This window comes from Marinitoga sp. 1137, assembly GCF_001941525.1.
In the GTDB taxonomy this organism is placed as follows: Bacteria; Thermotogota; Thermotogae; order Petrotogales; family Petrotogaceae; genus Marinitoga; species Marinitoga piezophila.
The window spans coordinates 2074344-2095467 of sequence record NZ_CP009471.1 but is presented as its reverse complement, the minus strand read 5'-3'; the positions used below and the strand labels follow the sequence as shown (position 1 = coordinate 2095467).

15 protein-coding genes and 2 tRNA genes are annotated in these 21124 nt (G+C 29.7%); 8 read left to right on the top strand and 9 right to left on the bottom strand.

Features of this window, described 5'->3' with window-relative positions; translation table 11 throughout:
• Nucleotides 1-21: 21 nt before the first annotated feature.
• Entirely contained in the window at nt 22-1986 is a 1965-nt protein-coding gene (gene metG, locus LN42_RS09985) for a methionine--tRNA ligase (protein ID WP_075780754.1), read from the bottom strand.
• Between the two features lie 187 nt (nt 1987-2173).
• On the opposite strand from metG, the gene LN42_RS09980 reads away from it, so the two are divergent.
• From LN42_RS09980 to LN42_RS09970, 3 genes are all read left to right on the top strand, one after another.
• A complete protein-coding gene (locus tag LN42_RS09980; RefSeq protein WP_041639135.1) occupies nt 2174-3925 on the top strand; it encodes a proline--tRNA ligase in 1752 nt (583 codons plus the stop codon).
• A 29-nt stretch (nt 3926-3954) separates the two neighbouring features.
• Nucleotides 3955-4044 (top strand) — tRNA-Ser (locus LN42_RS09975).
• Between the two features lie 33 nt (nt 4045-4077).
• Nucleotides 4078-4154: transfer RNA gene (locus tag LN42_RS09970), tRNA-Arg, on the top strand.
• A gap of 540 nt (nt 4155-4694) precedes the next feature.
• Here the strand turns inward: LN42_RS09970 and LN42_RS09965 are convergent.
• From LN42_RS09965 to LN42_RS09930, 8 genes are read right to left on the bottom strand one after another with little or no spacing between them, the layout of a single operon-like run.
• Entirely contained in the window at nt 4695-6116 is a 1422-nt protein-coding gene (locus LN42_RS09965; protein ID WP_014297387.1) for an HD domain-containing phosphohydrolase, read from the bottom strand.
• 11 nt (nt 6117-6127) lie between these two features.
• Entirely contained in the window at nt 6128-7447 is a 1320-nt protein-coding gene (locus LN42_RS09960; RefSeq protein ID WP_075780753.1) for a sensor histidine kinase, read from the bottom strand.
• 10 nt (nt 7448-7457) lie between these two features.
• Nucleotides 7458-8885, bottom strand: a complete 1428-nt coding sequence (locus LN42_RS09955) for an ABC transporter substrate-binding protein (RefSeq protein ID WP_075780752.1) — start codon at nt 8883-8885, stop codon at nt 7458-7460.
• Between the two features lie 45 nt (nt 8886-8930).
• A complete protein-coding gene (gene prmC / locus LN42_RS09950; RefSeq protein ID WP_171814215.1) occupies nt 8931-9716 on the bottom strand; it encodes a peptide chain release factor N(5)-glutamine methyltransferase in 786 nt (261 codons plus the stop codon).
• A gap of 35 nt (nt 9717-9751) precedes the next feature.
• Nucleotides 9752-10057, bottom strand: a complete 306-nt coding sequence (locus LN42_RS09945; RefSeq protein ID WP_014297383.1) for a metal-sulfur cluster assembly factor — start codon at nt 10055-10057, stop codon at nt 9752-9754.
• Nucleotides 10041-11081 carry a peptidyl-prolyl cis-trans isomerase gene (locus LN42_RS09940; RefSeq protein WP_014297382.1) on the bottom strand — a complete coding sequence of 347 codons (1041 nt, stop codon included), beginning with the start codon at nt 11079-11081 and terminating at the stop codon, nt 10041-10043. Before LN42_RS09940 ends, LN42_RS09945 begins: the two co-directional genes overlap by 17 nt.
• Nucleotides 11078-11776 carry a MazG family protein gene (locus tag LN42_RS09935; RefSeq protein ID WP_014297381.1) on the bottom strand — a complete coding sequence of 233 codons (699 nt, stop codon included), beginning with the start codon at nt 11774-11776 and terminating at the stop codon, nt 11078-11080. The genes LN42_RS09940 and LN42_RS09935 overlap by 4 nt, the downstream gene beginning before the upstream one ends.
• On the bottom strand, nt 11776-12438 hold the full coding sequence (locus tag LN42_RS09930) for a ribonuclease HII (protein ID WP_014297380.1): 663 nt from the start codon (nt 12436-12438) through the stop codon (nt 11776-11778). Before LN42_RS09930 ends, LN42_RS09935 begins: the two co-directional genes overlap by 1 nt.
• A 154-nt stretch (nt 12439-12592) precedes the next feature.
• Between LN42_RS09930 and LN42_RS09925 the strand changes: the two genes are divergently transcribed.
• The 5 genes from LN42_RS09925 (at nt 12593) to LN42_RS09905 (ending at nt 21080) form a co-directional block, all read left to right on the top strand.
• On the top strand, nt 12593-13780 hold the full coding sequence (locus LN42_RS09925; RefSeq protein ID WP_014297379.1) for a pyridoxal phosphate-dependent aminotransferase: 1188 nt from the start codon (nt 12593-12595) through the stop codon (nt 13778-13780).
• An 11-nt stretch (nt 13781-13791) separates the two neighbouring features.
• Nucleotides 13792-14424, top strand: coding sequence for a class II aldolase/adducin family protein (locus tag LN42_RS09920; protein ID WP_014297378.1), 633 nt, complete (start codon nt 13792-13794; stop codon nt 14422-14424).
• 111 nt (nt 14425-14535) lie between these two features.
• Nucleotides 14536-16521, top strand: a complete 1986-nt coding sequence (locus tag LN42_RS09915) for a methyl-accepting chemotaxis protein (protein WP_014297377.1) — start codon at nt 14536-14538, stop codon at nt 16519-16521.
• A 180-nt stretch (nt 16522-16701) separates the two neighbouring features.
• A complete protein-coding gene (locus LN42_RS09910; RefSeq protein ID WP_014297376.1) occupies nt 16702-18888 on the top strand; it encodes a methyl-accepting chemotaxis protein in 2187 nt (728 codons plus the stop codon).
• 206 nt (nt 18889-19094) lie between these two features.
• Nucleotides 19095-21080, top strand: coding sequence for a methyl-accepting chemotaxis protein (locus LN42_RS09905; RefSeq protein WP_014297375.1), 1986 nt, complete (start codon nt 19095-19097; stop codon nt 21078-21080).
• The last annotated feature ends 44 nt before the right edge of the window (nt 21081-21124 follow it).

Below are 21124 nucleotides of genomic sequence, written 5' to 3'. Positions count from 1 at the left end.
TTATTGCTTACCTCCTGGTTTTTACGATATTTTTGCTCCCGGTTCTATATCTTCATCTGTTGTTAAGAGGGTTAATTTATCCCCTATTTTTGCTGCCAATAACATTCCATTTGATTCAATTCCCATTAATTTTGCTGGTTTTAAATTAGCAACAACTATTATTTTCTTTCCTACAAGATTTTCAGGTTCATAATAATTTGCAATACCTGCTACAATCTGCCTTTTACCTAATTCTCCAAGATCAAGCTGTAATTTTACAAGCTTTCTTGATTTTTTTACTTTTTCTGCTTCTAAAATTTTAGCTACCCTTAAATCAACCTGCGCAAAATGATTTATATCAATTAAAACATTTTCTGTTTTTTCTTCTTCTTTCTTTACTTCTTTTACTTCTGTTTTCTTTTCTTCCATTTTCTTCTCCTCCTTCATTTTTATAACTTTTTCCCATTTTTTTACATCTATTCTTTTGAATACTGGTTCTCCAATATTTACCTTTACACCGCTTTTTAATAATCCAATTTTTATATTTTCATCTTTTATGTATTCTTCTACATTTTCAATACCTAATTTACCAAGTATTTTCAATGCTGTATCTGGCATTACAGGTGAAATTAATAATGCAATTATTCTAATTGAATCCATGAGGTTATACATTACAGTACCAAGCCTTGATTTTTTGCTTTCGTCTTTTCCAAGTAACCATGGTTCTGTAAGATCTATGTATTTATTTGTAAATCTTACCAATTCCCATAAACTTTCAAGCGCATTGGTGAATAAGTATTTATCCATGTAATTTTCGTATTTTTCCACTGTTGAGTTAATGAGATCTTTAAGTTGATTGTCAACTTCCTCCGTTTCACCGATTTCCGGTATAACTCCATCAAAGTATTTATTAACCATGGATAATGTTCTATGAACAAGATTACTTAAATCATTTACAAGATCAGAATTGTATCTTGTAATTAAATTATCTTCTGAAAAATCTCCATCTTTTCCAAATACAATGTCTCTTAATAAATAGTATCTTATTACATCATTTCCATATGCTTCAACAAGAATTCTTGGATCAATTGCATTTCCAAGAGATTTTGATATTTTCTGTCCATTTACAGTAAGCCAGCCATGAGCAAATATTTTTTTAGGTAGAGGCAATCCTACTGACATTAACATTGCCGGCCAGATTAATGAATGGAATCTATTGATTTCTTTTCCAATTAAATGTAAATCAGCAGGCCAATATTTTTCAAATTTTTCCATATTTTCCGGATAGCCCAATGCACTTACATAATTAATTAATGCATCTACCCATACATAAATTACATGTTTTGGATCATCTGGCATTGGAACGCCCCAATCAAATGTGGTTCTTGTGATACTTAAATCTTTAAGACCGCTTTCAAGTATTTTAAGCATTTCATTTTTTCTAAATTCAGGTTCAAGAAAATCTGGATTCTCTTCAAAATGCTTTTTTAACGGTTCATTGTATTTTGATAATTTAAAGAAATAATTTTCTTCTTCAACCCAATTTACTTCTCTTCCACATGAAGGACATACTTTTTTGCCGTCTTTTTCTTCAATTTCATCTTCTGTCCAGTATGTTTCACATGGAACACAATACCAACCTTCGTATTTTCCTTTGTATATGTCACCATTTTCAAGCATTTTTTTCACAAAAAATTGAACTGTTTTCATATGTTGCTCGTCTGTTGTTCTTACAAAGTAATCATTGGTGATTTTTAAATCTTTCCATAATGTTTTAAATTTTCCCGATAATTCATCACATAATTCCTGTGGTGAAATCCCTTTAGCTCTTGCTGCCTGAAGGATTTTTTGACCGTGTTCATCTGTTCCTGTTAAATAAAATACATCGAATCCTCTCATTCTTTTATATCTTGAAATTATATCTCCTACTATTGTGGTATAACTTGATCCTATATGCGGTTCTGCATTTACATAATATATAGGCGTTGTTACATAGAATTTTTTCAATTTAATCCCTCCTAAAAAAGTTTTTTGTCAGTTATACGTATTATATCACTTTATAATTAAGAAGATTTTAAATTTTTCAGCAAATTATTTTTCGAATTTTCGTAATATAAACGTTATCTTTTTATTCAAGATTATATGTTAAAATTAAGGAAAATCAAAAATAATCGATTTAAGGAGGTTATACATGATGCGAATGTCAAAATATTACGCACCAACATTAAAAGAAGTTCCAAATGACGTTGAAATAAAAAGTCATGAATTGTTAATTAGAGGAGGTTTTATAAGAAAAACAGCTTCTGGGGTATATACATACTTACCTTTAGGAACAAAGGTATTGAAAAAGATAGAAAATATTGTAAGGGAAGAAATGGAAAAAATCGGCTCTCAGGAAATATTAATGCCTATAATACAACCTGCTGAAATATGGCAGCAAAGCGGAAGATGGGATGACTATGGACCAGAAATGATGAAGTTAAAAGATAGACATAATAGGGATTTTACATTAGGTCCTACACATGAAGAGATGATAACTACAATAGTAAAAAATGAATTGAGATCATATAAACAATTGCCAATTTCATTATTCCAGATTGCTAACAAATACAGAGATGAAATAAGACCACGTTTTGGAGTTTTAAGAGCAAGGGAATTTATAATGAAAGATGCATATTCTTTCCATAATTCAGAAGAATCACTCGATGAAACATACGAAGATTTTTACAGGGCCTATGAAAATATTTTAAAAAGACTTGGTGTGGATTATAGAGTAGTTGAAGCAGATACAGGTGCAATTGGTGGAAATAAATCCCACGAATTCCAGGTATTGGCAGAATACGGAGAAAGCACTATATATTATTGTGATTGCGGATATTACGCAACAGATGAAAAAGCAGAATCAAAACTTACATTTGAAGTAGAAAATGAAGAAGAAAAAGAAATTAAAAAGGTTTCAACACCTGATGTAAAAACAATTGATGATGTTGCAAACTTCCTTAACTCTTCAAAAGAAAAGATTATAAAATCCCTTTTATTTAAAGGAAGAGATGGTTGGGTACTCGCTTTGATTCGCGGCGATTATGATCTTAACATTGCAAAATTAAGAGGATTATTAAAGGATCAAACACTTGAAATGGGAGCACCTGAAGAAATAAAAGCGGAATTTGGTGTGGAAACTGGATTTATTGGTCCTGTTGGAATTAAAAAAGATAATTTGAAAATTGTTGGCGATTTAAGCATTAAAGGTATAAAAAATGGTATCACAGGTGGCATGGAAAAGGATACACATTATGTTAATGTGAATCTCAATAGAGATTTTAATGTGGACATTTTTGCTGATATTAGAATGGTTAAAAAAGGAGAACCTTGTCCAAAGTGCGGAAAACCTTTAAAAGAAGCAAAGGGAATTGAAGTTGGACAGGTATTTAAATTGGGAACAAAATATTCTGAAAAACTTAACGCCTATTATACAGATGAAGACGGTAGATCAAAACCATTTATTATGGGTTGTTACGGTTGGGGTGTTTCAAGAACTTTAGGTGCTATTGTTGAACAATTACACGACGATTATGGCATGTTATGGCCAAGAAGTATTGCTCCATTTGAAATTGTTATTATACCTGTTTCAATGAAAAAACCAGAGCTTGTAGAGAAAGCGGAAGAAATTTATAATCTTTTAAAGGATAAATACGATGTATTATACGACGATAGAGATGCATCACCAGGATTTAAATTTAAAGATGCAGACTTAATAGGTATTCCAATGAAGGTTGTATTGGGTAAAAAGATGAAAGACGGTAAGGTTGAAGTGAAGTTAAGATATGAAAAGAATGCTGAAGAGGTTGAAATTACAGAATCTTTCGATAAATTATTAGAAATCATTGATAAAAAATTAAAGGAATACGACCCAAAAATTTACCTTAACAGTATTGACAAAGAATAATCTTCATGTTATAATAATGATTGTGCGTCGGAGAGGTGGCCGAGCGGCCGAAGGCGCTTGCCTGCTAAGCAAGTGTGGGGGTAACTCCACCGTGGGTTCGAATCCCACCCTCTCCGCCATTTTTTTTACCAATTTTTATAGTTTTTACAAATGTGCCCGTAGCTCAATTGGATAGAGCATTGGACTGCGGATCCAAAGGTTGCTGGTTCAAATCCAGTCGGGCACGCCAAAACTCCCTCATTTTTGAGGGAGTTTTTATCTTTTATGATGAAAAAAAGTTTTCTCGAATACTTCGAACGTTTCTCTACAAAAGTCTTTTCGAAAAATAGAAATAATAACATTTGCTCAGGAAAGTGAAATTTTTTATAATTGAGAAAAATAATGTGAATGAAAACTAAGAATTTCCCGCAGCGGGGATTACAGGATAGTTGGAAAAAATAAAAGCGAGTGAAGGCTCGCAGAGTGTCCAAGGTAAAATTACAAACGATTGAAAAAATAAAAGTGAATGAATACTCGCAGAGCACCCGAAAAAAACTGCTAATGAAGAGATGTAAAAGAAAATAGAAATAATAATATGAGCGAAAACTTGAAAATTCCCGAAAAAATTCGAAGTGGAGCCGGACAAAATCACACGGATGTGATTTTGAGTGAAGACGAACATGGACGTGAGTCTGCAACGACCCCTGAGAACGAACAATTTTCGAAGATTAGCACTCAAGTCGTATGAATGAACTTTCTATAAAAAAAGACTCACCTAAGTGTGAGTCTTTTAAAATTTATCAACAATTTTACTTAAGAAAATATCCAGCAATTCGGGATCAAATTTTTTACCTTTCATATCCTTCATATACTTTATAACCTTTTCTTTTGGCCAGCCAGGTCTATATACCCTATCAGATACAAGCGCATCATAAACATCTGCTATAGCTGTAATTCTTGCTTCTATTGGTATTTCTTTTCCTTTTAATCCTTCAGGATAACCACTTCCGTCCCAATTTTCATGATGATATTTTGCAATTGATGCAGCTATTTTAAATATATCTTTATTTGAAGATGCAAGTATTCTATAACCTATAACTGTGTGTTCTTTCATTATTTCAAATTCAGAGTCTGTAAGCTTCCCTGGTTTATTTAGTATATAATCAGGTATTCCAATCTTTCCAATATCGTGTAACATAGAAGCTATTTTAAATTCAAATGCCTTATGTTCTTCTATTCCTGCAGCCTGTGCAATATCATATACAATATTTGAAACTCTTAAAACATGTTCTCCTGTTTCTTCAGAACGTGATTCAAGTAATTCACCAAGGGTAAATATTATTTCATATAGCGTTTCATTTAATTCATTCGAAATTCTCATTTTTTCAACAGTAGTAATTATATGCAACAAGAAAAGGTTTAGCAGGTTTTTTAAATTTTCAGGAATTGGTTTTTCCGAACTTACACAAAATACTTTTTGCCTTTCTGTATCAGAATTAAATATAACAAAGAACTCCTTCTCATTTTCCCAGTGTATAAAATTCTTTTTATTACTATGAAACTCCGGATAATCTTCACATATTTTTGTATTTAATATAATATCATAGTTTTCTGCCATATTTCTTACCACTTTACATGAACTCTCTAAAAATATATCTTCATTGGTTTCACTGGTTGATTCTGTAGCAAATCCAAATATTGTTTTCAAAGATTCGGCTTCTTTTTCCAGATTTACTATATCTCTATATGACCTTAATCCGGAAAGGATTACTGTAATTAGTCGTTCTGATGTTAATTCTGTTTTTTCTCTATAATCGTTTATATCATAATTTAAAACAACTTCTTTGTTAGGGGCATATCCCGGCTGTCCTGTCCTGATTACAAGACGTGTTTTATGATTTTTTAAATTTTCACGAATATATTTTACAAGATCAAGACCTGCATGTTTATCTTCCATTACTACATCAATTATTGCAAGTGCAATATCTTTATCTTTCCTTAAAATTTCAAGCGCTTCTTCTTTAGAATATGCACTGATTAACTTTATAGGTCTTCCTTCAAAGGTTAGTCCTTTTAATACTATTCTTGTTACTCTATGAACATCTTTTTCATCATCAACAATAAGTATTTTCCATGGTTTTGATTCTATGACATTTTCAGCAGTTTCAGCATCATTATCTACGAATTTTATAAACTCTTCATTGAAGTCCATTGTATCACCCCCTATTTCGACTCAGAGACAACCTTTGGAAGAATAACTGTAAATTTCACACCTTTTCCCGGAGCGCTTTCTACATATATTTGGCCCTGCAACACAGTGTTTACAAGGTTATATACGACATTCATACCTATACCACTGCTTTCACCGGAATTGTCAGTGGTAAAGAATGGTTCAAATATGGCACTTTTAGTTTTTTCATCCATACCCTTACCATTATCTGAATATATAATTTTCACACTATCTTTTTCATTAAATACCTCTATATTTATTCTACCATTTTCTTTATAATTTTTAAAACCATGCTTTAAAGAATTATCAATAAAATTGGTTATTATTTGAGCAATAGCTCCAGGATATGTAACCATTTCTATATCATCAGGACATTTTAAACTTATTTTATGTGATGTTTTTCTGATAACAGGGTTTAATGATTTTAATATTGCTTCTAATTCCTCTTTTAGATTTACTTTTAATTTTATGTTGGAAACTTCCTGCGCTGATACTTTTTTAAGACTTTTTATTAAATCAGACATTCTCATTAAATTGGCAAGTATAATATCCAATAATTCGTTTCCTGAATTTAAATAATCTTCAAACAGTTTTTTAGATACCTGCCCGGATATATATCCTTCTTCAAGTTTTTTGAAATCTTTTATTAATTGTGTAACCGATGTATATGCAATTCCAAGAGGTGTATTTAAATCATGAGAAATATTCGCCACAAGTCTACCCAATGACGCCATTTTTTCTGAGTTTATAAGCAATTCCTGCGTTCTATTTAGATTTTCTATGGTATTTTCCAGTTCTTCAAGCGTATCTTCAAGCTCTCTATTGGATTTTTCAAGCTTTCTTTTTGTTTCATTTATAACAACCATCTGATTATATAAAAAGGCTAATAATACATAAATTAAAAACCCCAACAATTTTACATAAAAACTTCTATTGACCATTTTTACATACATTTCACCTATATATATTCCATTGTTGTCCAGTGATTTAGATAATGAAACTTCATGAATAAAATTCATTTTTTCAAAAAAAAGATCTATTTTATTTAATTTTTTGGGATTTTCCATTTTAAAGAATAAATTTCCTGACTCATCATAAACAGCTATTTCTCTATATTCAACATTCTTAAAAATTATATTAGATATATCTTCCATAGCCTTATCATTATATTCCCACAGATAATTTTTAAATAACAGGCTTATATAATTATAAAAATCATTTATATAACTTTCTGTTCTCTGGGTATAATAAAGCATAAATATAATATATAGTAAAAATATCAGAAGATTTATAAATATTGTTTTTAACTTCATTAAATCACCTCTATTGCCATAAATCTTCATATGTAATGTTATATTTTTTCAATATTTCCCTGTATTCTTCTGTTTTCTTAAATCTTTTTAATTCTTCATTAAACATTTTTATTATTTCTTCAGAGAATTCATTCTTTCTGGAAAGCCCTATATAATACATATTTTTTTTACTAATTGGATAAAAATAAACCTGACCTTTATAATTAAATTTTTTCAAATAATATAAAGCCACATTTTTATCTATTACATATATATCAAATCGATCATTAATAAACCCCTTTATTCCAATTATATCATCTGATACAGCATAATATTGTAGATTAAAATCTTTTAATCTGTTATTATAATTAAATCCCTTTACATATCCACATTTATAATTGCTTATATCATCTTCAAAGTTTATATTTTTATTTTTATATATAAATACATCTGCACCTGTACTTAATGGTTCTTCTGAAAATAACATATACTTTCTTCTCTCATCTGTAACAGAAAGAGAAAAAGTTCCATCTATCATACCTTTTTTTATATAATCCAATACTCGCAACCAGTTTAAATAAATAATATCCACCTTAAATCCCATGTTTTCAAAAACTCTTTTTAAAACCTCGGTGTCTATTCCTTTCCATTCACCATTTTCATACCATTCATATGGTGGCCAATCAACATTGGCTAATTTAAGATAATTCCCGGGTTTTGCAAATTCCTTTAAACCATATTTTTCCAGTATTTTTTCAACAGTTCCATTAATTACTATTTCTTTTATTTCCTTATCTACAATATTTTTTATATCTTCGGAAACTTTCCTGGAAAATCCTATATAATGATAATATTTAGGCATCGGCATATTAACAATTTTCGAGATTTTTTTTAAAGATTTATTGTAATAATATCCAAGCGTAAGAGAGTTATAAAATACACCCTCTATTTTATTTTTCAAATACGGATTAATTGCTTCTTCTATATTTTCAAATTCAATAGCTTTATTTTTGTTTTTGGTTACCTCAAAAAACAGCTGTTCTGTCTTAGTTCCTTTAATTACACCAAGTTTTAATTCGTTTAGCGATTTATTAAAATCCTTATTTGTAAGAATCATATAGGTTACAGAATATAATGGAAAATCTGAAAAATTCATTATATTTTCCCTATAATCATTTTTTGCTATTCCAATAAAAATATCAATAAATCCTTTTGATAATTCTTCTGTGATATATGTCATGTTTTTAAATTTTCCATCCCATTGAATCTCTATATTATATTTTTCAAGTCTTTTATTAAGCTCTTCATATATTTCATAGCATATACCTTTTACTTCATTATCTTCAATATAATATTTTGGCGGGGCAATTTGAAAGGTGGTCTTTAAAATTATTTTATCTGAAAAAACCATTATTACAGCTAAAAAAAATACAATTAATACATACACCTTTTTTTTCATATTGCCACCCCCAATATTTATATTGATAACATTATTTAAATTATATCACTTTTTTAATTTTTCAACAAATCTATTAATTTCAAATGAATCTCTGTAAATTTTTATAATTCCAAATTCAGACAAAATCTCTTTTGTTTTTTCTATATTAAATTCAGTTGTTTCAAATAAATAATGCTTTTCAAACAATAAATCTGGAAACTCATTTGATAATCGCAGAAAGAAATCCTGACCATCTTTACCTGCAACCAATGCATTTTCAGGTTCATACTTTAATGAATTTGAGTTTATATAAAATTTTTCCTCTACATACGGGGGATTGGAAACTATAAAATCTACTTTTTTTAAAACTTCTTCTGGAATGTTATAAAAAATATCACTTTCAAAAAATTCTATTTTCACATTAATTTTATCAGCATTTTTTTTAGCAACTTTTAAAGCCTTTTCAGAAATATCAGATGCATAAATATTAATTTCCGGAAAGCTTTTTTTTAATGCTATTGCAATTGCTCCACTACCGGTTCCAAGATCAAGTATATTTTTATATTTATTTTTTTCTATTATTTTCATTGCAATTTTAACAAGATCTTCTGTTTCTATCCTCGGAATTAATACATTTTCATCAACATATAATTCAAAATCCATAAATTCTGCAGATTTGGTGATATATTCCACAGGATAATCTTCAATAATTATCTTATTCAGGAGTAATAGCAATTTATCATCTATTTCAAAATCACGATCGAGGATAATCTTTGAAAATTCTATTTTTTTTATTTTTGAAATTAATTTTGCAACAAAAGAAAGGGGATTAAATATCCCCTTTTTTAACATTATTTCCCTATTATTTTTTATATATTCATTTAATCTCATATTCCAAGTATTGTTCTTACTTCATCTGAAGCTTTTGAAGGATCCCATGGAGGATCAAAGGTTAATTCTACTTTTACGCTTTTTACACCTTCAATTGATCCAACTTTATTTTTCGCATCTTCTGTAATCATCCCTGCGAGAGGACACATTGGTGTTGTTAATGTCATTAATACATGAACGTTATTTTCCTCATCAACATTTACGTCATATATAAGCCCTAATGAGACTACATCAAAACCTATTTCCATATCATATACATTTTTTAAAGCATTCATTACATCTTCTTTAGTTATTTTTGCCATTGCTTTCATCTCCTTTGAAATATTTTGAATTAATTATTACCGTTGAATTTGATTTAAATTTTTCAAATTCTTCAGCGACCAATTTATCAAATAATTTCTTTGCTTTTTCATCTTTTAATTTGTTTATTATTCTTTCCTTTGCCTCATCAATAGTTAAAGATCTTTTAGGATATTTCTTTTCAATCTTTATAAGAGAATAAATAGAGCCACTGTATTTCATTGGTTTTAATATTGCGCCTGGAAAGGAAGATTTTATTTGATTAACCAGATCATTTGTATTATCTTCAAGAGAAATAGTCAAAGACGTTGCTTCTGAACTTTCCAATTTTGTTTTATATACATCATCATATGTATAATACCCATCTATTATTTTCTGATATACAAGAGAAGCCTCTTCACTTGTTTTAAAAAGAATCAAATCCAATGTTGCTCGTTGAGGACTATAATATGAATCTTTATTAGCTTCATACTCCGCTTTTATTTCCTCATCTGATACTTCTACATTTTCAAGAAGATATTGATAAATCGCTGATATTGCTTTTTTATATAATTTTTCATGATATATACTATAAATATATTGCTCTTTATTTTCGAAACCCTTTGATAATAAATAAAGCTTTATTTTATCTTCTGACAATCCTGAACTTTTAAATACATTATTTATATCATTTGAAATGCTATTAAAAAGTTCTTCTTTTTCAAGATTTATCCCTTTTTCTTTTTCTGTAAATTGAATAAATAATATTTCACCACTTAATTTATCCAATTTCATTTTTTCATATTTTTGAATTGTTTGGTTTCCTTCTTTGCTTCCAACGAGCACTTTGTAAAATTCACCATTTAAATTGTTTATTCCTCTTAATAATTCAAGCGTCTTTGCCTGTGATTGGAAATAATCGTAATTTACAGCTTCACCATTGATTTTCACAATGGTTTTATCCTCTAATTCCTGATAACTAACTACACCAAAAACAGATACAATAGCAAATACAATCATCATCAAAATCAACAAACCTTTTTTCATTCCTTATCCTCCCCGTTTTCAAATTTCTTATATTTTTCAAAATATTCCTTTGCAGCCTTTGATAACAGTGAATCTATATTTCTTTCTTTTTTTACAAAATAATAGATTAAATGCGTTAATAATTCTATTTCATTATTTTCGTTACCTTCATTTTCAAGACTTTCCAAATCTCTCTTTAATAATTCAAATATATTTTTTTCTTTATATGGGTCATAATCCACTGCAAATGAATTTTCTATTAATCTTCTTAAATTCATTAATGGTGGAAGTCCTTTATTTATCTCACCTATTTTTGAATATTGCTTTTTCCCTTTTTCTTTAGCCTTTATTTTTTCCCATTGTTCATATGAATATTCCCCTTCATTTTTAAAAACATGTGGATGACGACGTATCATTTTTGAATTAATTCTTTCAAGCACATCAACAATTGTAAATTCATTATTTTCTCTTGCAATTTGTGAATGAAATACAACCTGCAACATTACATCTCCTAATTCTTCAATTAATTCATCCATATTATTTTCGTCTATTGCATGCACCACTTCATATGCTTCTTCAATCATATATGGTTTTAAGCTTTCGTGAGTCTGTTTTCTATCCCACGGACAACCATGTTCAGAACGTAACTCTTCCATTATTTCAAGCAATTGTTCAAACTTTTCTCTGGCTTTATCCCTCATATTATCCCCTTTCATTAAAGTACTCCTATTCTCATTAAACGCATGGTGGAAAATTCTTTTTTATTAATTGAAACGTTTTTTTCAATAATCATTCTTTTTATTGGATTAAAGGTTATTCTATGAAATTCTTTTATTCCATTTTCTTCTATTAGTTTTATATGTTCTTTTGTTGGATATCCTTTATGTTTTTTCATGTTATACTCCGGATATTGTTTATCAAGTTCTACCATTAATCTATCCCTATAAACCTTGGCAAGTATTGAAGCAGCTCCTATTGTTTTAGACTTTGCATCTCCTTTAACAATACATTCATAATTTTCAATACTTAATTTGAAATTCTTGCCATCTATTATAACATAAGCATTTGAAAGATTATATTTTTTTAAATTCCTTTCAATTGCCAGTGTCGTTGCTGAAAATATGTTATAAATATCTATTTCTTCAGGTGTAGCAATTTCTATTGAATAATTAAAGTTTTTTATTAATATTTCATAAATCTCTTCTCTTTTCTTTTCTGATAATTTTTTTGAATCATTTGAAATCTCTTCAAGTATTTTAAGTTGATTCTCATTTTCCACTTCAATTGCAGCAGCAACAACAGGTCCTGCCAGCGGCCCTCGCCCGGCTTCATCAACCCCTATTATTTTACCATATTTTTTTAAATACTCAATATCCATTGCTCTCACTCTTTCATTCTTATATTATTATGTTTTAAGATTTAATAAATGCTACACTTAATTATTACAAATTTATATGAAAAAAAGCTTAACATTTATGGTAAAATTAGTTATGAAAAAAATATCAAAATTTTTAATACCGGGAGGGAAAAAAATGAATTTCTCACAAAGGGTTTTAAACATGCAGGCATCACCTATTAGAAAGCTTGTTCCATATGCAGAAGAAGCAAAAAAAGCTGGAAAAACTGTTTTGCATTTAAATATAGGACAACCAGATCTTGAAACTCCAAAAGCATTTTTTGATTACATTGAAAATTATAAACCTGAAGTTATTGCCTATACTCATTCAGCAGGATTAATGGAATTAAGGGAAGCATTTTCAAAATATTATAATAAGCATGACATTCCATTTACACCAGAAGAAATTATCGTTACTAATGGCGGAAGTGAAGCTATTGTATTTGCATTGGCTGCTATTGCTGATCCAGGAGATGAAGTAATTGTAATTGAACCATTTTATGCAAATTACAGAGGATTTGCCGAAATGATTAACGTAAAACTCGTTCCTGTAAGAGCTTTACCTGAAACAGGATATGCAGTTCCTTCCACAGAAGAATTTGAAAAAGCTTTATCTTCAAAAACAAGAGGCATTATTTTCTCAAATCCTTCAAACCCAACAGGAGCTGTATACTCAGAAGAAGAATTAAAAAGAATTGTAGATTTTGCTAAAAAACACGATTTGTTTATTATTTCTGATGAAGTTTATAGGGAATTTACATTTGACGGAACAAAACATATTTCTACAATGGCCTTTGAAGAATACGATAGAACAATTGTTGTAGACAGTATTTCAAAAAGATATAGCGCATGTGGTGCAAGAGTAGGTGTTTTCGCTACCAAAAACAAAGAATTATACAACCAGGTAATGAAAATGGCTCAATCAAGGCTCTGTCCTCCAATGACAGCTCAATTAGGAACTATAGGACTTCTTGAAATGGATGATTCATACATAAAAGAAGTTTACGAAGAATATGATAAAAGGAGATTAGCTGTTTATGAAGAGTTGTCAAAAATAGAAGGTGCTGTATTTAAAAAACCAAAAGGTGCATTTTATGTTTCTGTAAAGTTACCTATTGACGATAGCGAAGAATTTGTAAAATGGATGCTTACAGATTTTGCTATTGACAATACTACTGTAATGGTTGCACCACTTACAGGTTTTTATGCTACAGAAGGTTCTGGAAAACAGGAAATAAGAATTGCTTATGTTCTTGAAAGTGAAAAATTGAAAAAGGCAACATATATACTCGCTGAAGCTGTTAAGGCTTACAATAATAGGTAGGTGAAAATATATTGAAAAAAGAAATTATTTATGCAATTGAGTATCTGGAAAAAAAAGGGTTAATTAAAGGAACATGGGGAAATGTTAGTATTAGAGACGGAAACAGGATATATATTACTCCATCAGGTGTTCCATATGATGTTTTAAATGTGGATGATATATCTGTTCTTGATTTTGAAACAGAAAAACATATAGACGGTTTAAAACCATCAAGCGAAAAAGCTTTACATCTTGAAATCTATAAGAATTTTCCTGAAATAACAGCAGTAGTTCATACACACAGTCTTTATGCTTCAATTTTTTCAGCTTTGAGAAAACCTGTTCCATGTTATATTGAAGACCAGGCACAAATTATTGGCGGGGAAATACCAGTGGCTGAATATAAGCTTCCCGGAACAAAGGATCTTGCTATAGAAGCAGTTAAAAAGTTTAAGTTAGGAGTTTATGGAATTTTATTAGCAAATCACGGAATTGTGGCAATAGGAAGAACTTTAAAAGAAGCTTTAATAGCAGCTGAAATAACAGAAAAAAGCGCTAATATAGCTTTTAATGTTGAATTAATGGGCGGAGGACATAAATTATCAGAAGAAGATATTAAATGGATGAGAAATTTATACATTGCTTCTTATAGTAAGAACTTGTAAGGATAATTTTTATTATTTATCTTAGATATCCCAAAAAGCTTTTGCTTTTTGGGTAATTTTTTGGGATTAACTTAATTAAAAAAATAACAATCTAACAAAAGGAGGTTAAATATGAAATCATTAAAAGCTCAAATGATAGGTATTATTATCTTAATCTCTATTCTTCCAATGGCTATATTTACCGGAATTAGCACATATAACAACTATAACAAGAGCTTTGAAAATTATAAAAAACATCTTCGTTCAGTTACCGATACCAATGCAAAGTTATTAGAAACATATTTTGACCCAATTATAAACCTTTTAAATACATTATCCAATGACATTAATGTAAAGTCGGCATACAGCAATCAACATGATGAAAGAACCAATATACTTAAAATATTTAAAAATATTGTTGATAATTACCACTATGCAGCAGTATATATGGGATTAAAGGACAAAACTATGTTATCCATCCCAAGTGATGATTTGCCTGCTGATTATGATCCAACATCAAGGCCATGGTATAAGGCTTCAATGAAAACGCCGGGAAAAATCATAATTTCTGAACCATATGTTGATGCAGGAAATAATGACGTATTAATTACTGTATCAAAAACAGTTACAGATCCACAAACAAATGAGATTATTGGAGTAATTGCAATTGATTTATCAATAAAAGAACTGGTTGATACATTCTTTGGTGACGATAAAGTATTTAAGGAAGAATATTCTTACCTTGTAAACAGCGAAGGTATTACTTTAATGCACACAGATCCTGAAAAATGGGGAGTTAATGTTAAAGATTCGGAATTTTTCAGAAAATCCACAAACAATAGCGGTTTAATTGAGTATACTCAAAACGGAAAAAGAATATATACATTTTATTCGAAGGTTAAAGGTATAAACTGGATAATCTACACAGCAATACCTAAAAAAGCAATTACAGACGCAGTATGGAAGGAAACTTCAGTATTAATTGTTGTATTCCTTGTAATAATGATTGGTGCTTTTGTAATTGGTATTGTATTTGTTAATAAAGCAATTACAAAACCTATTTTAATTATGACAAAAGAAATGGAAGAGGTTGGAAAGGGTAATCTTAACGTTAAAGTTCATGTTGATGCAAATAATGAATTGGGTGTTCTTGCTAAAATTATGAACCAAACAATTGCTTCATTAAGAACACTTGTTGAAAAGGTTCAGGAATCTTCAAAAACATTAATTGAAACATCTTCAGAAGTTTCTAATTCTATTGATAAGAATTATGAATTAAACTTGAGAATATACGATGAAATTGAAGAAATTAACTCCAAGGTTCAGGACGCTTCTTCTTCACTTGAAGAAACAACTGCCGGTGTTGAAGAAATTGCTGCTGCAGCACAAAACGTTTCAAGATCAACTCAGGAAATAATGGAAAGATCAACTCAGGTTTCAGGACTTGCTAAAGAAGGTTCAAAGAACGTTGAAGAAGTTAAAACAAAAATGATTGACGTTAATGAAAAGGCAAAGGAAAACGCAAAAACAGTTAAGGTACTTGCAAGTGAAACTGCTAATATTCAGGAAATTGTTGAAACAATTAACTCAATTACAGAACAGACAAACCTCCTTGCATTAAATGCAGCTATTGAAGCAGCAAGAGCTGGAGAAGCAGGAAAAGGATTTGCTGTTGTTGCTGATGAAATTAGAAAACTTGCAGAAGAAAGTAAAAAAGCCACAGAAGAAATTGCAAATATACTTGGAAAAATACAAAACAGCGCTTCAGAAGTTGATAAAGAAACAGAAAATGTTGTTGAAAGTATAAATGAAGCAAACAAGATGGTATTTGAAATTGCAGAACAATTTGAAAGTATCACACAGGAAATTGAAGGTATTTCAATGATGATTGACAGCACTGCATCATCAGCAGAAGAGCAAACAGCATCAACAGAGGAAATTGCAGCTGCTGTAGATACTGCAAATAAAGCTGTTACAAGCGTTGCTGAAGATGTAATTAACTTCAAGAATGAAATAAAAGCACAGAACGAAGACTTTGCAAAGATTACAAAGGTTGCTAATAGACTTGAAGATTTAAGTGAAGAACTTAATACTCTTATTAAACAATTTAAAATCTAAAATTTAAAATTTAAAGCACTTCGGATTTCAATACCGAAGTGCTTTTTTTATTTAACTCAAAATCAAAAATATTTTTCGTTACGCAAATTTAAAGTTTTTCCATTGTATTTTTTTTAAAATTTAATGATATAATATTTACAAATATCTCTATATTAAAAAAAATTCAAAGGGGTGTGGAATATGAAAAAGGTAAATTTTCATCAAACGCTGGGGTTTAAGGTTATTTTATCTGTTTCAATTGTTATCATTGTCGGATTTTTGATAAACGGTATTGCAATGTATAAAAACCTTAAAAACTTGACAGATCAATATGTAAAAAACGGCGTATTAAAGCAAAGCGTGGAAAACATTGCTACAACAATGGAAACATATCGTACAGGAACAGAACAATTAAAAGAAGAGATGATGGATGCCTCTATTTTAAGGTTAAAAACCTTAAATGCTGTTGTGAAAGATATAATTAACAGCTATGTAGAAAAAGCAAAAAAAGGTGAAATGTCCTTTGAAGAAGCTCAAAATCTTGCAAAAGAAGCTGTTCGAAAAATAAGATATGACAATGGAACTGGATATTATTATATATACGATGAACACGGAGTAAATATTATGCATGCTGCTAAACCTTCTCTTGAAGGTAAAAATTTATATGATTTAAAAGATAAAACCGGAATATATATCCTTAGAGAATTAATAAACAGAGCCAAAGAGGCTTATAAAAATAATGATGATGGAATTTTGCTTTTCCACTGGTCAAAACCTGGAGAACCAGAAGATAAATTATTTCCAAAATTAGGTGTTGCTTTCTGGATTCCTGAATTTAAATGGATGGTTGGAACTGGAATTTATATTGATGATATAGATAAAAAATTAGATGAAAGAAAGAAAAAATTCCTTGATTCATTATATGAAAAATTATACTCAACATCATATATTGGAGATAATACATATCCTATAGTATATACAAAAGATGGAAAATATTTTATATATAAGGACAAATCTAAAATCGGAAAGGAAGCTACTGCTGTTGATCCAAAAAGTGGTAAAAAAATTGTTGATCTTGCCATTGAAAAGGAAAATGGTTTTTATGAATATTATTTTCCAAAATCTACAAATTCTGATAAATTATACAAAAAAATCGCTTATGTGAAAAAAATGAGCGGCGACTTATATGTTGTAATAACAGCCTATGAAGATGAGATTTATGAATCATTATATAACTCCACTATACAAAATATTCTTATTCTATTATTAATTCTTGTTATTATTGTATTTGTTATATTCTACATAATGAAAGTACTGGTTACAAAATCCATAAATAGACTTGTTGATAACATCAAAAAAATTGAAAACGGCATATTAAACGAAGAAATAAAAATTACATCAAAATCTGAAATTGGACATCTTGAACATTCACTTGAAAATATGAGAAAATCCTTAAGATTATTAATAAAATCAATAATCTCAGAAAATTCCAACTTGATTAAAGAAAAAAATAATCTTTTAAATGCCTCAAATAAACTAAAGGACGTTACACAAAAGGTCGAAGAAACCTTAAATATCGCTCTTACAGAATCTGATAACGCTGCATCATCAATTGAAGAAACAACATCTGGTGTTGAAGAAGTTGCTTCTGCGGCTCAAATGGTAAGTTCAGCAGCACAGGATTTAAGCGAAAAGAGTACAGATGTTGAAAATTCTGTAAAATCAGGAGAAAAGAGTATTGGAGAAATATTAGAAATAGCCACTGAAGCCAGAAATGCGGCAGTAGAAAATACAAAAAGCGTTAAAAATTTACAGGAAAAATCTGCAAATATCGGAGAAATAGTTGATACTATTATAAGTATCGCTGAACAAACAAATCTTCTTGCTTTAAACGCTGCAATAGAAGCAGCAAGAGCTGGAGAAGCAGGAAAAGGATTTGCCGTTGTTGCCGATGAAATTAGAAAACTTGCAGAAGAAACAAGAAACGCCACAGAGAATATTTCTGACTTATTAAAAGGCATAAAAGACGAAGCAGATGCTGTTAGCCAGAAATCATTAAATGTTTCAAAAATTATAGAAAGGGTTTCAGAAAAGAGTTCAGAGGTTTCAAAAGAATTTGAGGCAATTAAGAATTCTGTTGTAAATATTGTAAGTATGGTTGATAGCCTTGCTTCAAGTTCAGAAGAACAGAGCGCTTCTTCAGAAGAAATGGCAGCAGCTATGGATCAGGCGTCAAAAAATGTTCTTCATGTGAACGAGTATGTTAGAGAATCAAAAGACGAATTTGTTTATATAGAAAAAAGCAGCGAAGAACTGCTAAAAACATCTCAAATCTTAGAAGAATCTGTAAGGAAATTGGAAGATTTAATAAAAAAATTCAAGATATAAATGTACTGATATATATTTATATGTTAATACTTTTGCAAAACTCCCCTGTTTTTTTAAAAAAATAGGGGAGTTTTTTAAATTTATATTATTTCTTTTGATTTTTATTTTACCGGAAAATGTGATAAAATATTAATACATACACTCATATAAAGGCATCAATATTAATAATAAAAATCAATAAAAAATTTTTTAAAGGGGGAATCTTTATGAAGTCATTAAAAGCGCAGATGATTGCTATTATTATCCTAATTTCTGTTCTTCCAATGTTATTATTTACAGGTATCAGTACATATAATAATTACAACAAAAGTTTTGAAAATTACAAAAAACATCTTCGCTCGGTTACTGATACCAATGCAAAATTACTCGAAACATATTTTAAACCCATTATAAATCTTACCAACATGCTTTCAAACGATGCAAATGTAAGAGGTTCTTACAGCAATAAATATGACGAACGAAACTGGATGCTCAAAATGTTTGATAACATTGTTAATAATTATCATTATGCAGCGGTATATATTGGATTAAGGGATAAAACAATGCTTATGAAGCCAGACGCAGAATTGCCAGATGATTATGATCCAACATCAAGACCATGGTACAAAGCTGCAATGAAAACTCCCGGTAAAGTTGCTATTTCCGATCCATATGCAGATGCTTCAAGTGGAGATATATTAATTACCGTATCAAAAACAGTTACAGATCCACAAACAAACGAAATTATTGGTGTAATTGCAATTGATTTATCAATAAAAGAACTGGTTGATACATTCTTTGGCGATGATAAAGTATTTAAAGACGAATATTCATATCTTGTAAACAGCGAAGGTATTACTCTAATGCACACAGATCCTAAAAAATGGGGTGTAAGCGTTAAAGACATGGAATTTTTCAAGAAAGCAACGGATAAGAAAGGATTGGTTGAATATACTTATAATGGAAAAACTGTTTATGCATTTTATTCTAAAATTGCTGACACTGACTGGATGATTTACACAGCAATACCTAAAAAAGCAATTACAGACGCAGTATGGAAGGAAACTTCAGTATTAATTGTTGTATTCCTTGTAATAATGATTGGTGCTTTTGTAATTGGTATTGTATTTGTTAATAAAGCAATTACAAAACCTATTTTAATTATGACAAAAGAAATGGAAGAGGTTGGAAAGGGTAATCTTAACGTTAAAGTTCATGTTGATGCAAATAATGAATTGGGTGTTCTTGCTAAAATTATGAACCAAACAATTGCTTCATTAAGAACACTTGTTGAAAAGGTTCAGGAATCTTCAAAAACATTAATTGAAACATCTTCAGAAGTTTCTAATTCTATTGATAAGAATTATGAATTAAACTTGAGAATATACGATGAAATTGAAGAAATTAACTCCAAGGTTCAGGACGCTTCTTCTTCACTTGAAGAAACAACTGCCGGTGTTGAAGAAATTGCTGCTGCAGCACAAAACGTTTCAAGATCAACTCAGGAAATAATGGAAAGATCAACTCAGGTTTCAGGACTTGCTAAAGAAGGTTCAAAGAACGTTGAAGAAGTTAAAACAAAAATGATTGACGTTAATGAAAAGGCAAAGGAAAACGCAAAAACAGTTAAGGTACTTGCAAGTGAAACTGCTAATATTCAGGAAATTGTTGAAACAATTAACTCAATTACAGAACAGACAAACCTCCTTGCATTAAATGCAGCTATTGAAGCAGCAAGAGCTGGAGAAGCAGGAAAAGGATTTGCTGTTGTTGCTGATGAAATTAGAAAACTTGCAGAAGAAAGTAAAAAAGCCACAGAAGAAATTGCAAATATACTTGGAAAAATACAAAACAGCGCTTCAGAAGTTGATAAAGAAACAGAAAATGTTGTTGAAAGTATAAATGAAGCAAACAAGATGGTATTTGAAATTGCAGAACAATTTGAAAGTATCACACAGGAAATTGAAGGTATTTCAATGATGATTGACAGCACTGCATCATCAGCAGAAGAGCAAACAGCATCAACAGAGGAAATTGCAGCTGCTGTAGATACTGCAAATAAAGCTGTTACAAGCGTTGCTGAAGATGTAATTAACTTCAAGAATGAAATAAAAGCACAGAACGAAGACTTTGCAAAGATTACAAAGGTTGCTAATAGACTTGAAGATTTAAGTGAAGAACTTAATACTCTTATTAAACAATTTAAAATTTAAACGTTATAAAAATAAATCCCCTGTTTAACAGGGGATTTATTTTT

Excerpts from the sequence above, each read along its gene's own strand:
- LN42_RS09980 (WP_041639135.1), top strand. The coding sequence starts at position 2,174 with ATGCGAATGTCAAAATATTACGCACCAACATTAAAAGAAGTTCCAAAT.
- LN42_RS09965 (WP_014297387.1), bottom strand. The coding sequence starts at position 6,116 with ATGGACTTCAATGAAGAGTTTATAAAATTCGTAGATAATGATGCTGAA.
- LN42_RS09960 (WP_075780753.1), bottom strand. The coding sequence starts at position 7,447 with ATGAAGTTAAAAACAATATTTATAAATCTTCTGATATTTTTACTATAT.
- LN42_RS09955 (WP_075780752.1), bottom strand. The coding sequence starts at position 8,885 with ATGAAAAAAAAGGTGTATGTATTAATTGTATTTTTTTTAGCTGTAATA.
- prmC (WP_171814215.1), bottom strand. The coding sequence starts at position 9,716 with ATGTTAAAAAAGGGGATATTTAATCCCCTTTCTTTTGTTGCAAAATTA.
- LN42_RS09945 (WP_014297383.1), bottom strand. The coding sequence starts at position 10,057 with ATGGCAAAAATAACTAAAGAAGATGTAATGAATGCTTTAAAAAATGTA.
- LN42_RS09940 (WP_014297382.1), bottom strand. The coding sequence starts at position 11,081 with ATGAAAAAAGGTTTGTTGATTTTGATGATGATTGTATTTGCTATTGTA.
- LN42_RS09935 (WP_014297381.1), bottom strand. The coding sequence starts at position 11,776 with ATGAAAGGGGATAATATGAGGGATAAAGCCAGAGAAAAGTTTGAACAA.
- LN42_RS09930 (WP_014297380.1), bottom strand. The coding sequence starts at position 12,438 with ATGGATATTGAGTATTTAAAAAAATATGGTAAAATAATAGGGGTTGAT.
- LN42_RS09925 (WP_014297379.1), top strand. The coding sequence starts at position 12,593 with ATGAATTTCTCACAAAGGGTTTTAAACATGCAGGCATCACCTATTAGA.
- LN42_RS09915 (WP_014297377.1), top strand. The coding sequence starts at position 14,536 with ATGAAATCATTAAAAGCTCAAATGATAGGTATTATTATCTTAATCTCT.
- LN42_RS09910 (WP_014297376.1), top strand. The coding sequence starts at position 16,702 with ATGAAAAAGGTAAATTTTCATCAAACGCTGGGGTTTAAGGTTATTTTA.
- LN42_RS09905 (WP_014297375.1), top strand. The coding sequence starts at position 19,095 with ATGAAGTCATTAAAAGCGCAGATGATTGCTATTATTATCCTAATTTCT.